Below are 15,279 nucleotides of genomic sequence, written 5' to 3'. Positions count from 1 at the left end.
ATTCGGGGATTCGCTCGACGGCGCACAACCAAGATACCTCTATATGACTCGCGCCCTCCGCAATATCGCCATCATTGCCCACGTCGACCACGGCAAGACCACGCTCGTCGACCAGTTGCTCCGCCAGTCGGGCACGTTCCGGGAAAATCAGCAGGTCGCCGAACGGGTCATGGACTCGAACGACATCGAAAAGGAACGCGGCATCACGATTCTGGCCAAGAATTGCGCCGTCGAATACGAAGGCACGCACATCAATATCGTCGACACGCCGGGACACGCGGACTTCGGCGGTGAAGTCGAGCGCGTGCTGTCGATGGTCGATTCCGTGCTGCTGCTGGTCGACGCCGTCGAAGGCCCGATGCCCCAGACGCGCTTCGTCACGAAGAAGGCGCTTGCGCTCGGTCTGAAGCCGATTGTCGTGATCAACAAGGTGGACCGTCCGGGCGCGCGTATCGACTGGGTGATCAACCAGACGTTCGACCTGTTCGACAAGCTCGGCGCCACCGAAGAACAGCTCGACTTCCCGATCGTCTACGCGTCGGGCCTGAACGGCTACGCCGACCTGAATCCGGAAGTGCGCGAAGGCACGATGCGTCCGCTGTTCGAAGCCATTCTCGAGCACGTTCCCGTCCGTCCGGCCGACCCGGACGGTCCGCTGCAACTCCAGATCACCTCGCTCCACTACAACTCGTATGTGGGCCGTATCGGCGTGGGCCGTGTGGCGCGCGGCCGTATCCGCCCCGGCATGCAGGTGGCGGTGCGTTCGGGTCCGGACGGCGCGATTCTGAACCGCAAGATCAACCAGGTGCTGTCGTTCCACGGCCTCGAGCGCGTGCAGGTCGAGGAAGCGCAGGCCGGCGACATCGTGCTGATCAACGGCATCGAGGAAATCGGCATTGGCGTGACCATCTGCTCGCCGGAGCAGCCCGACGCGCTGCCGATGATCACCGTCGACGAACCCACGCTGACGATGAACTTCCTCGTGAATTCGTCGCCGCTCGCGGGCAAGGAAGGCAAGTTCGTGACGAGCCGCCAGATTCGCGACCGTCTGACGAAGGAACTGAATCACAACGTCGCGCTGCGCGTGAAGGACACCGGCGACGAAACCACATTCGAAGTGTCGGGCCGCGGCGAACTGCATCTGACGATTCTGGTCGAGAACATGCGCCGTGAAGGCTATGAACTCGCGGTGTCGCGTCCGCGCGTGGTGCTGCAGGAGATCGACGGCGTGAAGTGCGAGCCGTACGAGAACCTGACGGTGGATATCGAAGACCAGCATCAGGGCGGCGTGATGGAAGAGCTGGGCCGTCGCAAGGGCGAAATGCTCGACATGACGTCCGACGGCCGTGGCCGCACGCGTCTCGAGTACAAGATCTCGGCACGCGGCCTGATCGGCTTCCAGAGCGAGTTCCTGACGCTCACGCGCGGCACGGGCCTGATGAGCCACACGTTCGATTCGTATGCGCCCGTCAAGGAAGGCTCGGTGGGCGAGCGCCGCAACGGCGTGCTGATCTCGCAGGACGACGGCGCGGCTGTCGCCTATGCACTGTGGAAGCTGCAGGATCGCGGCCGCATGTTCGTGTCGCCGGGCGATGCGCTCTATGAAGGCATGATCATCGGCATCCACAGCCGCGACAACGACCTCGTCGTGAACCCGATCAAGGGCAAGCAGCTGACGAACGTGCGCGCCTCGGGCACCGACGAAGCCGTGCGCCTCGTGCCGCCTATTTCGATGTCGCTGGAATACGCGGTCGAGTTCATCGACGACGACGAGCTGGTCGAAGTCACGCCGCAAAACATCCGTCTGCGCAAGCGTCATCTGAAGGAACACGAGCGTCGCCGCGCGAGCCGCGAAGCCAACGCTGAGTAACAAGACGCGCGTCGCGATTGCGGCGCGTGGCGAATCATGAAAACCCGGCGGTGCGTCATGCACCGTCGGGTTTTTTTGTCTCAGGCTCGAAGCATGTGCGATCGCTTTGCTACCGAGCCGTCGCGCGGCGGGTTATTTCACCAGATCAGAGAGTCCGGCCAAGGGCTGGAAAACGGCCTGCAGGGCGTGTTGCGCCAGGTTCGCCACATCATGGAACGCTGCCGCCAGCGGTCCCTGGGTCTGCTGCTCGGCGGGAGCCTGAGCCTGCGTGTCCTGCGGTTGTGCGATCTGTGGCTGGACGATCTGCGGTTGAACAATCTGCGGCTGGATGATCTGCGGTGTAACTTGCTGCTGTGCGCCGTGTGCCGCGAGAATCTGCCCCGCCCGGTCCACCGCCGCGTCCCGCATCTGGGCCACCACATTCGGGTCGTTCATCATCGACGAGAACTCATCCGTGTTGGAGTGCGAGCCGTAGAAAGCGGTCCATCCATGGATAAGAAGTCGGCGGCGCGCTGACCGACGAGGTGGACGAGGTCGAATAGTTGCTGCCGGTGTCGGAAGACGACGACTGCGTGGAACTCGACCGGCTGGTGAAGACCGGCGGCACAAGCGGACCGCCCGCCATGCCTTGATAAGACTGGGACGAAGCATTTGAAAAATTGAGGCTGGATAGCATATTCACTCCTGTAGCACATTGCGTGCGTTGGTTGCGATCCGGATGCGTCAGAGCCGGGAATGCCCGGCCCATCGTGCGTTCCGACCCGTCGCGACAGAGTCGCCCGGGCAGTTCAGTGTGCAAAGCTTGAGGTCGGTCGCGGTGTCAATCCGATATCGCGCCATGCGCGTCGGGCATGCGTCGAAAGCGGCGGCAAGCAACGGCAAAGTGCCGCTTGCAAATCCGGTCATCGGCATGGGACAAGCGTTTGCGGGCTTCCTGAACTTCAGAGCAATGGTGTTCTGTGCTATGCTTCTCAGATTAGCTAGTGCTATTAGGTCCTTCCAAGCAGACTTGATTCGCGCAATCCGCTAAACGGTCAGGCCGTGGCGCGGAAGGTTTTGTAACCCGCACTTCCTCGAGAAACTCGAAGAAAGGTGAGCGTAAAATGATGAAGCAATTCCAGTCGAACTCTTATCTGTTCGGCGGCAATGCTCCGTACGTCGAAGAGTTGTACGAGCAATATCTCGATAATCCTGCGTCAGTGCCCGAGACCTGGCGCGCCTATTTCGACGCGTTGCAGAACGTGCCCGCCTCCGACGGCACGGCACACAACGACGTGGCCCACGGCCCCATCGTCGAATCGTTCGCCCAGCGCGCGAAGGCCAATGCCTTCCTGCCGCGCGAGAGCGCCAGCACCGGCGACCTCACCACTGCACGCAAGCAGGTCTACGTCCAGTCATTGATTGGCGCCTATCGCTTCCTCGGCTCGCAGTGGGCCAATCTCGACCCGCTCAAGCGCCGCGAGCGTCCCGCCATTCCCGAACTCGAACCCGGTTTCTACGACTTCACTGAAGCCGACATGGACCAGGTGTTCAACGCGACCAACCTGTACTTCGGTTTCGAGCAGGCTTCGCTGCGCGACATCGTCAAGGCGTTGCGCGACACGTACTGCGGCACGATCGGCGCCGAGTACATGTACATCAGCGATCCGGAACAGAAGCGCTGGTGGAAGGAAAAGCTGGAATCCATCCGTTCCACGCCGGACTTCTCGAACGACAAGAAGAAGCACATCCTGAATCGCCTGACGGCCGCCGAAGGCCTCGAGCGCTTCCTGCACACGAAGTACGTCGGCCAGAAGCGCTTCTCGCTGGAAGGCGGCGAGAGCTTCATCGCGTCGATGGACGAAGTCGTGCGTCACGGCGGCAAGAGCGGCGTGCAGGAAATCGTCATCGCGATGGCTCACCGCGGCCGCCTGAACGTGCTGGTCAACACGCTCGGCAAGATGCCGGCGGACCTGTTCGCCGAATTCGAAGGCAAGCACGTCGATGACCTGCCGGCCGGCGACGTCAAGTACCACAAGGGCTTCTCGTCGGACGTCTCCACCGAAGGCGGCCCGGTCCACCTGTCGCTCGCATTCAACCCGTCGCACCTGGAAATCGTGAACCCGGTGGTCGAGGGTTCGGCGAAGGCGCGTATGGACCGTCGCGGCGACGATGAAGGCCTGCAAGTGCTGCCGGTGCAAGTGCACGGCGACGCCGCATTCGCCGGCCAGGGCGTCGTGATGGAAACGCTGAACCTCGCGCAGACGCGCGGCTACGGCACGCACGGCACGCTGCATATCGTCATCAACAACCAGATCGGCTTCACGACGTCGGACCCGCGCGATGCGCGCTCCACGCTGTATTGCTCGGACGTGGTCAAGATGATCGAAGCGCCGGTGCTGCACGTGAACGGCGACGACCCGGAAGCGGTCGTGCTGGCTACGCAGCTGGCCATCGACTTCCGCATGAAGTTCCACAAGGACGTGGTCGTCGACATCATCTGCTTCCGCAAGCTGGGTCACAACGAGCAGGACACGCCGGCGGTCACGCAGCCGCTGATGTACAAGACCATCGCGAAGCATCCGGGCACGCGCGCCGTCTACGCCGAGAAGCTGGTGCAGCAGGGCGTCATCACGGCCACGGACGCGGACAACTTCATCAAGGAATACCGCCAGGCGATGGACGAAGGCCACCATACGGTGGATCCGGTGCTCTCGAACTACAAGAGCAAGTACGCAGTCGACTGGGTGCCGTTCCTGAACCGCAAGTGGACCGACGCAGCCGACACCGCCGTGCCGCTCGCGGAACTCAAGCGTCTGGCCGAGCGCATCACGACGATTCCGGACAACTTCAAGGTTCACCCGCTGGTCGAGCGCGTCATCAACGACCGCCGCGCCATGGGTCTTGGCGAAAGCAAGCTCGACTGGGGCATGGGCGAGCATCTTGCGTTAGCGTCGCTGGTGGCTTCGGGCTATGCCGTGCGTCTGACGGGCCAGGACTCGGGCCGCGGCACGTTCACGCACCGCCACGCGGTGCTGCACGACCAGAACCGCGAGCGCTGGAACGACGGCACCTACATTCCGCTGCAGAACATCGCGGAAGGCCAGGCCAAGTTCAATGTGATCGACTCCGTGCTGTCCGAAGAAGCCGTGCTCGGCTTCGAGTACGGCTATTCGACCGCCGAGCCGAATACGTTCGTCGCGTGGGAAGCGCAGTTCGGCGACTTCGTGAACGGCGCGCAGGTCGTGATCGACCAGTTCATCTCGTCGGGCGAAGTGAAGTGGGGCCGTGTCTCCGGTCTCACGATGCTGCTGCCGCACGGCTATGAAGGCCAGGGTCCGGAGCACTCGTCGGCGCGTATCGAGCGTTTCCTGCAACTGTGCGCGGACCACAACATGCAGGTGGTCCAGCCCACGACGCCGGCGCAGATCTTCCACTTGCTGCGCCGTCAGATGATCCGCCTGTTCCGCAAGCCGCTGATCATCGCCACGCCGAAGTCGCTGCTGCGTCACAAGGAAGCGGTGTCGGACCTGTCGGAACTGGCGAAGGGTTCGTTCCAGCCGGTCATCGGCGAAGTGGACGAAAGCATCGAGCCGAAGAAGGTCAAGCGCGTGATCTGCTGCTCGGGCCGCGTGTATTACGACATCGTCGCGCATCGCCGTGAAGCGAAGTCGAACGACGTCGCGATCGTCCGGATCGAGCAGCTGTATCCGTTCGCGCACAAGCAGTTCGACGCGGAAATCAAGAAGTACGAGAACGCAACGGAAGTCGTGTGGGTGCAGGACGAGCCGCAGAACCAGGGCGCCTGGTTCTACATCGAGCACCATCTGCGCGAAGGCATGCGCGACGGCATGAAGCTCGCCTACAGCGGCCGTCCGGCTTCGGCCTCGCCCGCGGTCGGCTACTACGCGAAGCACTACGAGCAGCAGAAGGCGCTCGTGGAAGGCGCGTTCGGCCGCCTGAAGGGCGCGCAGATCGTCGCGAAGTAAGCATCGCTTGAAGGAACCGGCTGAGCGCACGCTCGCCGGTTCTTCGCTCGAACACACACGAACACGCATCAGGACAATACAGAAATGGCTATCGTAGAAGTCAAGGTTCCCCAGCTTTCCGAGTCGGTCTCGGAAGCCACCATGCTGCAGTGGAAGAAGAAGCCGGGCGAGGCTGTCGCACAGGACGAAATCCTCATCGAAATCGAAACCGACAAGGTCGTGCTCGAAGTGCCCGCGCCGTCGGCCGGCGTGCTCGCGCAAGTCATCAAGCATGACGGCGATATCGTCACCGCCGACGAAATCATCGCCAAGATCGACACCGAAGCGAAGGCCGGCGAAGCACCCGCCGCCGCCGCTGCCGGCGACGCCGAAGTGAAGCCCGCGCCGCAAGCCGAGCCGGCTGCCGCCGCTGCAGCGGCTCCGGCTGCTGCCGCCAGCGCATCGACGGGCGGCGCTACATCGCCGGCTGCGACCAAGATCCTGGCCGAGAAGGGCGTGTCGGCGGATCAGGTGTCGGGCTCGGGCCGCGACGGCCGCATCACGAAGGGCGACGCACTCGCTGCTTCGGCATCGGCACCGGCACCGGCGGCGAAGGCAGCCCCGGCCGCCGCTCCCGCAAAGGCCGCGAAGCCGGCGCTGCCGCAAGTCAGCGCACCCGGTTCGGCCGACCAGTGGCTCAAGGACCGTCCGGAACAGCGCGTGCCGATGTCGCGTCTGCGCGCACGTATCGCCGAGCGTCTGCTCGAGTCGCAGCAGACCAACGCCATCCTGACGACGTTCAACGAAGTCAACATGGCGCCGGTCATGGATCTGCGCAACAAGTACAAGGACCGCTTCGAGAAGGAACACGGCGTGAAGCTCGGCTTCATGTCGTTCTTCGTGAAGGCGGCGGTGCACGCGCTGAAGAAGTTCCCGCTCGTGAACGCGTCGATCGACGGTAACGACATCGTTTATCACGGCTACTTCGACATCGGTATCGCGGTCGGTTCGCCGCGCGGCCTGGTGGTGCCCATCCTGCGCAACGCAGACCAGATGAGCCTCGCCGACATCGAGAAGAAGATCGCTGAATTCGGCCAGAAGGCGAAGGACGGCAAGCTGTCCATCGAGGAAATGACGGGCGGCACGTTCTCCATCTCGAACGGCGGCGTGTTCGGCTCCATGCTCTCGACGCCGATCATCAACCCGCCGCAGTCCGCCATTCTTGGCGTGCACGCGACGAAGGAACGCGCGGTCGTGGAGAACGGCCAGATCGTCATCCGTCCGATGAACTACCTCGCCATGTCGTACGACCACCGCATCATCGACGGCCGCGAAGCCGTGCTGTCGCTGGTCGCGATGAAGGACGCGCTGGAAGATCCGGCCCGTCTGCTGCTGGACCTGTAAGAACTCAGTGCCTTCGGGCGCGCGCGATAGGCTCGCGCGCGCCTTCTGGAAGGCGTCTCCGCAAGAGCGGAGTCACGATCAAGGAAAGTCATGTCCAAGGAATTTGATGTCGTCGTGATCGGCGCGGGCCCGGGCGGCTATATCGCGGCGATTCGCGCAGCGCAGCTCGGCAAGACAGTTGCGTGTATCGAGAAGTGGAAGAACCCGGCGGGTGCATTGAAGCTTGGCGGCACGTGTCTGAATGTGGGCTGCATTCCGTCGAAGGCGCTGCTCGCTTCGTCGGAAGAGTTCGAGAACACGTCCAAGCATCTGGCCGATCACGGCATTACCGTGTCGGACGTGAAGCTCGACGTATCGAAGATGCTTGCCCGCAAGGACGGCATCGTCGAGAAGATGACCAAGGGCATCGAATTCCTGTTCCGCAAGAACAAGATCACCTGGCTCAAGGGCCATGGCAAGTTCACCGGCAAGAACGACGCCGGCGTGCAGATCGAAGTGTCGGGCGAAGGCGAAACGGAAACGGTCACGGCGAAGAACGTGATCATCGCTACGGGTTCGAAGGCGCGTCATCTGCCGAACATTCCCGTCGATAACAAGATCGTCGCGGACAACGAAGGCGCGCTGTCGTTCGACGCCGTGCCGAAGAAGCTCGCCGTGATCGGCGCGGGCGTGATCGGTCTGGAGCTCGGCTCGGTGTGGCGCCGTCTGGGCGCGGACGTGACGGTGCTCGAAGCACTGCCGCAGTTCCTCGGCGCGGCGGACGAAGCGCTCGCGAAGGAAGCCGCGAAGCAGTTCAAGAAGCAGGGTCTCGACATTCACCTCGGCGTGAAGATCGGCGAAGTGAAGACCTCGGACGAGGGTGTGTCCATCGCCTACACGGACAACGCCGGCAACGCGCAGACGCTGGACGCGGATCGCCTGATCGTGTCGATCGGCCGCGTGCCGAACACCGACAACCTCGGTCTGGAAGCCATTGGCCTGAAGGCCAACGAACGCGGCTTCATCGACGTGGACGATCACTGCGCGACCAGCGTGCCGGGCGTCTACGCGATTGGCGACGTGGTGCGCGGCCCGATGCTCGCGCACAAGGCGGAAGACGAAGGCGTGGCGGTGGCGGAGATCATCGATGGTCAGAAGCCGCATATCGACTATAACTGCGTGCCGTGGGTCATCTACACGGAACCGGAAATTGCGTGGGTCGGCAAGACGGAACAGCAGCTCAAGGCCGAAGGCCGCGAGATCAAGACCGGCCAGTTCCCGATGATGGCCAACGGCCGCGCGCTGGGTATCGGCAAGGCTGAAGGCTTCGTCAAGATGATCGCGGACGCGAAGACCGACGAGATTCTCGGCGTGCATGTGATTGCGGCGGACGCATCGGACCTGATCGCGGAAGCGGTCGTGGCGATGGAGTTCAAGGCAGCATCGGAAGACATCGGCCGGATCTGCCATCCGCACCCGTCGCTGTCGGAAGTGATGCGTGAAGCGGCGCTCGCCGTCGACAAGCGCGCGCTGAACATGTAAGAAGCTCGGCTTCGGGCATTACGCAAGGCATCGCAACGAAGGCGAGCGGCTCACACCGCTCGCCTTCGTCATTTTCAACGTCATCGAAGCACAGACGCCGCATCATGAACGTCACCGAATACTACGAAAACGAACTGCGCACGCGGAGTTATCAATCGGACGAGGCCCAGGTCGCGGCGGTCGCGCGTCTGCAGCGCTGCTATGACGAGTGGGTCGCCTACAAGGCGCGCCGTTCGAACGCGCTGAAGAAGTTCCTGGTGCGCCCGGAGTTGCCGCGCGGCGCGTACTTGTGGGGCGGCGTCGGGCGCGGCAAGAGCTTCCTGATGGACAGCTTCTACGCGGTCGTGCCGGTGCAGCGCAAGACGCGTCTGCACTTTCACGAGTTCATGCGCGAGGTGCATCGTCAGCTGGAAGAGCTGAAAGGCCAGGCCGATCCGCTCGACGAAGTCGCGAAGCGCATTGCGAAGCGCTATCGGCTGATCTGCTTCGATGAGTTCCACGTGTCCGACATCGCCGACGCGATGATCCTCTATCGCCTGCTGGACCGTCTGTTCAAGGCGGGCGTGCAGTTCGTGATGACGTCCAATTACGAGCCGGACACGCTGTATCCGGAAGGGCTGCACCGCGACCGTCTGCTGCCGGCCATCGAGTTGCTGAAGGAGCATCTCGACGTGCTCAACGTCGATGCCGGCACCGACTATCGCAAACGCACGCTGTCGCAGGTGAAGGCGTATCACACGCCGCTCGGCGCGGCGGCGAGCGAGGCCTTGCGCGCTGATTTCGCGAAGCTCGCGGCAGTGCCCGACGAAAGCCCGATCCTGCACATCGAGAAGCGCGAGATCAAGGCGTTGCGCCGCGCGGATGGCGTCGTCTGGTTCGACTTCGCGACGCTGTGCGGCGGTCCGCGCTCGCAGAACGATTATCTCGAACTGGCGAACCGGTTTCATGCGGTGATCCTGTCCGACGTTCCGCAGATGAGCCCGCGCATGGCCTCGGAAGCGCGCCGTTTCACCTGGCTCATCGACGTGTTCTATGACCACAAGGTCAAGCTGCTGATGTCCGCCGCGGTGCCTGCGGAGGAGCTGTACGTCGAAGGACCGATGGCGAACGAATTCACGCGCACCGTTTCGCGGATCGTCGAGATGCAGTCGAAGGAATACCTCGAAGCGCCACGCCGGGTCGCGGATATTACATTTAATTAATAAGAGAACAGGGGAAGGGCGATCGGTCAAACGGCGTAAGGCTAGAGGGTATTTTCAAGATTCGGATCACTCTGATGTGCGGGCTGGCAGGGACTCGGTATTGTCGAATCCGGTTATCAGTCAGCGATTGGAGAGATGAACGTGAAACCCTACCGCGATATGTCCGACGATGAATGGCAGATGGTGGCGCCGCTGCTTCCCGAACTACGGCCGCGCTCGGAGTTGCGCGGCCGGCCGCTCGCCAACACGCGCGCGGTGCTCAATGGCGTGTTGTGGGTGATGTACAGCGGCGCGTCGTGGTCCACGTTGCCGCGCAAGTACCCGTCATATCAGACGTGTCACCGGCGTTTCAAGGCCTGGTATGAATCGGGCGTGTTGTTGCGCGTGATGACGCAGTTGTTCGGACCATCGGGTGAATCGCTGTACACGCTGATGATGTCGCGCATGCGCGTGCCGGCGGAATTCGAACACGGCGCCGTGTGCGCTTGAAGAGGTGCAGGCCGAAGTGGCGGAACGTCAGGCGGCTTGAGATTGCAGGGCGCGCACGAGGCTCGTGAAGAACGCCACGCCGTTCGAAGATGACTCCCCTGGCATGGCCCGTCGCATGGCCCGTTGACTCAAGGCTGCCGCAGCCAGGTCTGCGAACGCCCGAGCAGCGACACGCCAATGAATCCGCGCACCACGAGTTTCTGGCCGTTGTCGTCGAGCTTCATCTTGCACTTGTACAGCTTGCCGCTGTCCGGGTCGAGGATGTGTCCGCCGTCCCACGTGTCGCCGTCCTGACGCATGCCCGTGATGATCGTCATGCCCTTGACGAGTTGATCGTGGCGCTCGTCGGTGCAGGCGGTGCAACGCTTGTCCGGCTGATCGAATTCGCCGATGCCGCGCACCACCTTGCCGGACAGCTGGCCGTTGCCTTCGTCGACAATCTGGATGATCGCTTTCGGCTTGCCGCTTTGATCGTCGATGGTCTGCCAGGTGCCGACCGGCGTGGCGTTCTGCGCGAACGCGCTCGCGGCCAGCATCGCGCAGAGTATGCCGAGCGGGAAACGCATGCCGCGCGGACCGATGAAACGGGTCATGTTGCCTCCTCGTTCTGATTTTGATTGGGACCTTGTGACCATGCCGCCATGCATCCGGCCGCGCCACGCACGCCGCCGGACCGGCTCAGCATAAAGGAAACCGGACACCGCATTCGAGAGGAAAGGTTCTAGACGTGCGCGCGCGAATGCGTGTGCCAGCCGCAGCCCGGGCCGTGCGTCAGGCCGTGCGCGTGAGTCCCGCCTGAAGCGTGGCGAAGGTGCGCTCGTCGGTGCGGTCGAAGTGCAGCGGCGTCACCGAGACACGTCCGGAGTTCACGACCGCCGTCTCGCTATCGGGCGAATTCGGACGCGGGCCGCGCTGGAAGCGCAGCCAGTGATAGTCGATGCCGCGCGGATCCACCTCGGCGACCACGTCGATGCCCTCGACCAGACCCACGCCCTGGCGCGTGACCGTCAGCGGTCCGGCGGTGGAGGCATCGCAGTCGGGGAAGTTGACGTTCAGGCAAGTGGGCGCGTCGTGCGAGATTTGCAGCAACTGACGGATCACACCGGGCGCGAGCATGCGCGCCGTGTCCCAGCGGACGTTGTCGCGATCGCGAAAGGTCTGGCTGAGCGCAATGGAAGGCAAGCCGAGCAGCAAGCCTGTCATCGCGGCGCCTACGGTGCCGGAGAACATGGTCTCCACGCCGAGGTTCGCGCCGCGATTGATGCCGGACAGCACGAGCGTAGGTGGCGCGTCCTTCATGATGTGGCGCGCGGCCATCACGACACAGTCGCCAGGCGTGCCCTGCACGCCGAAGCGCCGCTCGCTCCGGCGCGATACCCGCAGCGGCGAATGCAGGCTGATGGAGTGCGAGGTGCCGCTCTGATCGTGTTCCGGCGCGATCACCCAGACCTCGTGCCCGAGTTCGGAGGCCACGGCCTCGAGGACAGCCAGTCCGGGGGCGTCGATGCCGTCGTCGTTGGTGATGAGCACGCGTTGCAAGATGGGCGAAGAGGCGGACATCGCGAATCACTCCTGGTCGATGGTGAAATTGATCGACCGATTATTGCAGAGTTCGCATGACGGGGGCGTCCGCCTTCCCCGGTACAACCCGGCTTACTTGACCCCGAGACCCCGCAGGAGGGCATTGCCGTTTTCGGTCAGGCGCACTTTGGGACCGCTCGCGTCCGGCGACACGATTTCCACATAGCCGTATTCCTGCAGCGAGGCGACATCCGGCGTGGCTGCCATGACGTCGATGGGTGCGTGCAGCAGCAGGAGCAGCGTGGCGATTTCGTGATGGCTGAGGAGCCGCTTGATGGCTCGCACGGGAGCCGAAGCCGGACGGATGAAGTTCATGGTATTTCCTCAAGTGTGCATGACGATGTGCGGCGCCCGGGGCCGGCTGTGCCGGGATGGTGCGCGTGCTGTGATGTCGATGGAATGCGCGCAGGTTATCGGCCGACACTTAGGCGAGACTTAAAAATCGCGCTCCGCGCCCGCCGCGGTTGTTACATTGAATGTCACGTCTTATGCGGGCACTGCACTGCCTGCACGACCGTCGCGCTCAGAAGTGATAGTCGGGGTTTTTCGGGTCGAACGTGAGGTCGTCGAACGGCATCGACTCGACGCGCTCGAACACCACGCTTTCAAAGATTTCGCCGTCGTTGTCGAACGATTCGAGCGAGCGGAAGAACGGGCGCTCGAGATCGAGGCCGAGCACTTCCTTCTTCGCATAGAACGCCGGCTGGCCGGTTGGCGTCTCGTAGGTGAGCGCCACGACGCGCACGCCGCGCACGGTCTTAACGTCGATGTCCGCCGGCTGCGTGATGCCTGCTTCCGCGAAGCGCTGCCCCTCGTCGATGAAACGCCGGGTGATCGCCTCGACGCCCAGTTCGCGGATCGAATGATTCGACTGTGAGCGCGCCAGCGCGCCGTTCACCGACGTCCAGATCGGCAACACGCCCAGGAAGCCGCCCAGATGGCCGTAGAGCTGGTCGGGGCGCTTCGAGTCGTCATAGATGATTTCCTGGCCCGCGTGCGCGCCATCGGGCAGCCAGCGCGCATAGATGCGCAGCGGATCGCGCGTGACGCGCACGAGCATGTGATCGGCACGCTTCGGCCACGCGCCCTTGATGCGTTCGCGCCGCACCATCGTGAACTCGTAGGATGCGAATGCACTCAAGCCTTGTTCGAGATAGCGCGGCAGGGCGCCTGGATCGAGCGCGCGGAACAGCGCGACGAGCGGGGCATCGTCGAGCTTCGTGAGCGTGCCGCTCGCCGCTGCTTGCGCGAGCCATTGCGCCTGGCCAGCGGCGTCGAGATTCGCCGGCAGCACGGCGGTGGCGGTCGCGGTGGCGGACGCAACGGGCGGCGCGTCAGGCGTCTGGGCGCATGAAAGCGCGCTGACGAAGACCGCACACGCCTGAAGCACGGCGCAGGCGTTTCGCAAGGTCGAAGCGCCACGGCGTCGCGTGTGCGGCATCACGTTCTCCGATGATCAATCCTGTGGGTTGGGTGCTTTGGCTTCGCGCAGTTCGCGCCGCAGCACCTTGCCGATGGTCGTCTGCGGCAGCGCGTCGCGGAACTCGACGAAGGCAGGCACCTTGTAGCCGGTCAGGTGTAAACGGGCGAACTTCACCAGTTCTTCCACCGTCAGCGATGCATCGCGCTTCACGACGAACACCTTGACGCGTTCGCCGGTCACCGGGTCCGGCATGCCGACCGCCGCGACCGCGCGCACCTTCGGATGCGCGGCGAGCACGTCCTCGATCTCGTTCGGATACACGTTGAAGCCCGACACGATCATCATGTCCTTCTTGCGGTCGATGAGACGGATGAAGCCGCGCGCATCCATCACGCCGATATCGCCGGTGGCGAGCCAGCCATCGGCGTCGATGACTTGCGCGGTGTCTTCCGGCCGGTTCCAGTAGCCTTTCATCACCTGCGGGCCGTGCACGCAGAGTTCACCCGCTTCATCGACCGCTGCCCACGCGCCGTCCTCGCGACGCAGACGCACCAGCGTGGAGGCAACCGGCAGCCCGATGGTGCCGTCGAATGCATGCGTGCCGTGCGCATCGAGCGGCGTGGCGCAGACGAGCGGCGCGCATTCGGTCAGGCCATAGCCTTCGATGAGCGTCTGTCCCGTCAGTTCCTTGAAACGCGTGGCCACGGTGCGCTGCGTCGCCATGCCGCCGGCCATCGCGAGCTTGAGCGAGGAAAAGTCGCGCCGCCGAAAGTCCTCGTTGTCCAGCAGCGCGCTGTAGAGCGTATTGAGCGCGGTGATGGCCGTGAAGTCCTCGTGCCGCAGCGCGCGCATCAGCGCATGCAGGTCGCGCGGATTGACGATCAGCACGTTGCGCGCGCCGATCGCGAGGAAGGTCAGCGCATTCACGGTCAGCGAGTAGATGTGATAGAGCGGCAAGGGCGTGACGACGACCTCGCGCCCGTCCACCAGCCGGCTGCGCGCCCAGCCGAGCGCCTGCAGCAGGTTGGCGATCACGTTCCGATGCGTGAGCATCGCGCCCTTCGCGGTGCCGGTGGTGCCGCCGGTGTACTGGATGAACGCGAGGTCGCCGCGACCCACGCGCACGGGCTCGAAGCGGCGCCGCGCGCCGCGCGCGAGGGCGTGGGACAGGCGCACGGCATCGGGCAGCGCGTAGGCCGGCACCTGTTTCCTGACATGCCGGAGGATGAGATCGAACAAGCGGCCCTTGAGATTGAGACTGCCGCCGAGCAGGTCGCCGATGCCGGTCACGACGACGTTGCGCAGACGCGTGCCCGGCTGCGCGTCCTGCACGGTCTTCGCGAAGTTCTCGAATACGACGACCGTCTGCGCGCCGCTGTCCTTCAATTGATGACCGAGCTCGCGCACGGTATAGAGCGGATTGACGTTGACGACGATCGCGCCCGCGAGCAGCGTGCCGAAGAGCGTGACGGGATAGGCGAGGGTATTGGGCATCATCAGCGCGACGCGATCGCCGGGCTTGACGCCGATCTCTTGCAGATACGACGCGAACGCATGCGCGTGCGCGCCGAGAGTCGTGAAGCTCATCTCGGAGCCGAGACTCACGAAGGCGATGCGATCGCGAAAGCGCGCGACGCAGTCGTCGAAGAAATGCGCGAGCGAGCGATAGCGTTCGGGATCGATCTCGCGCGCCACGTCCGGCGGATACGACGCGTACCAGATGCCGTCCGTCGCGTGCGGCTCGAACGCCGCGCGCGGTCCTGCGTGTCCCGGGCTCATGCGTGTCTCCGTTGGCGCAACTGATCCGCCGCGCCTTTTATTTTTACTGCTTCTGCTTCTGCT

Annotated in this window: 12 protein-coding genes; 6 read left to right on the top strand and 6 right to left on the bottom strand. The window is 63.7% G+C overall.

Features of this window, described 5'->3' with window-relative positions:
- Positions 1–43: 43 nt before the first annotated feature.
- Positions 44–1,870: a translational GTPase TypA gene (typA, locus tag QCE63_RS09605; protein WP_309832520.1), complete on the top strand. Its 1,827-nt coding sequence runs from the start codon at positions 44–46 to the stop codon at positions 1,868–1,870.
- 132 nt (positions 1,871–2,002) lie between these two features.
- On the opposite strand, the gene QCE63_RS09600 is transcribed toward typA, so the two are convergent.
- A complete protein-coding gene (locus QCE63_RS09600; protein WP_309832518.1) occupies positions 2,003–2,308 on the bottom strand; it encodes a hypothetical protein in 306 nt (101 codons plus the stop codon).
- Between the two features lie 665 nt (positions 2,309–2,973).
- Between QCE63_RS09600 and QCE63_RS09595 the strand changes: the two genes are divergently transcribed.
- The 5 genes from QCE63_RS09595 to QCE63_RS09575 all read left to right on the top strand — a co-directional run bounded on the left by QCE63_RS09595 (position 2,974) and on the right by QCE63_RS09575 (position 10,433).
- Positions 2,974–5,838, top strand: coding sequence for a 2-oxoglutarate dehydrogenase E1 component (locus tag QCE63_RS09595; protein WP_309832517.1), 2,865 nt, complete (start codon positions 2,974–2,976; stop codon positions 5,836–5,838).
- 84 nt (positions 5,839–5,922) lie between these two features.
- Complete coding sequence (gene odhB / locus QCE63_RS09590; protein WP_309832515.1) at positions 5,923–7,221, top strand: 2-oxoglutarate dehydrogenase complex dihydrolipoyllysine-residue succinyltransferase; 1,299 nt, start codon at positions 5,923–5,925, stop codon at positions 7,219–7,221.
- 90 nt (positions 7,222–7,311) lie between these two features.
- Positions 7,312–8,742 carry a dihydrolipoyl dehydrogenase gene (lpdA, locus tag QCE63_RS09585; RefSeq protein WP_309832513.1) on the top strand — a complete coding sequence of 477 codons (1,431 nt, stop codon included), beginning with the start codon at positions 7,312–7,314 and terminating at the stop codon, positions 8,740–8,742.
- Positions 8,743–8,846: 104 nt separating this feature from the next.
- Entirely contained in the window at positions 8,847–9,944 is a 1,098-nt protein-coding gene (gene zapE / locus QCE63_RS09580; protein WP_309832512.1) for a cell division protein ZapE, read from the top strand.
- A 141-nt stretch (positions 9,945–10,085) separates the two neighbouring features.
- Positions 10,086–10,433 carry a transposase gene (locus tag QCE63_RS09575; RefSeq protein ID WP_309832509.1) on the top strand — a complete coding sequence of 116 codons (348 nt, stop codon included), beginning with the start codon at positions 10,086–10,088 and terminating at the stop codon, positions 10,431–10,433.
- A gap of 128 nt (positions 10,434–10,561) precedes the next feature.
- On the opposite strand, the gene QCE63_RS09570 is transcribed toward QCE63_RS09575, so the two are convergent.
- From QCE63_RS09570 to QCE63_RS09550, 5 genes are all read right to left on the bottom strand, one after another.
- Positions 10,562–10,999: a DUF2147 domain-containing protein gene (locus QCE63_RS09570; protein ID WP_309833756.1), complete on the bottom strand. Its 438-nt coding sequence runs from the start codon at positions 10,997–10,999 to the stop codon at positions 10,562–10,564.
- Positions 11,000–11,204: 205 nt separating this feature from the next.
- Positions 11,205–11,993: a 5'/3'-nucleotidase SurE gene (gene surE / locus QCE63_RS09565; protein ID WP_309832508.1), complete on the bottom strand. Its 789-nt coding sequence runs from the start codon at positions 11,991–11,993 to the stop codon at positions 11,205–11,207.
- A gap of 93 nt (positions 11,994–12,086) precedes the next feature.
- A complete protein-coding gene (locus QCE63_RS09560) occupies positions 12,087–12,329 on the bottom strand; it encodes a hypothetical protein (protein WP_309832507.1) in 243 nt (80 codons plus the stop codon).
- Positions 12,330–12,537: 208 nt separating this feature from the next.
- Positions 12,538–13,455: a DUF1571 domain-containing protein gene (locus QCE63_RS09555; RefSeq protein ID WP_309832506.1), complete on the bottom strand. Its 918-nt coding sequence runs from the start codon at positions 13,453–13,455 to the stop codon at positions 12,538–12,540.
- A gap of 15 nt (positions 13,456–13,470) precedes the next feature.
- Positions 13,471–15,216 (bottom strand): AMP-binding protein, encoded by a 1,746-nt coding sequence (locus QCE63_RS09550; protein ID WP_309832505.1) that lies wholly within the window; start codon positions 15,214–15,216, stop codon positions 13,471–13,473.
- Between the last annotated feature and the right edge of the window lie 63 nt (positions 15,217–15,279).

Origin of the sequence: Caballeronia sp. LZ065 (assembly GCF_031450975.1) — a bacterium.
Taxonomy (GTDB): Bacteria; Pseudomonadota; Gammaproteobacteria; order Burkholderiales; family Burkholderiaceae; genus Caballeronia.
Note: the sequence above shows the minus strand (reverse complement) of the source record. Positions and strands in the feature narration are given on the sequence as shown.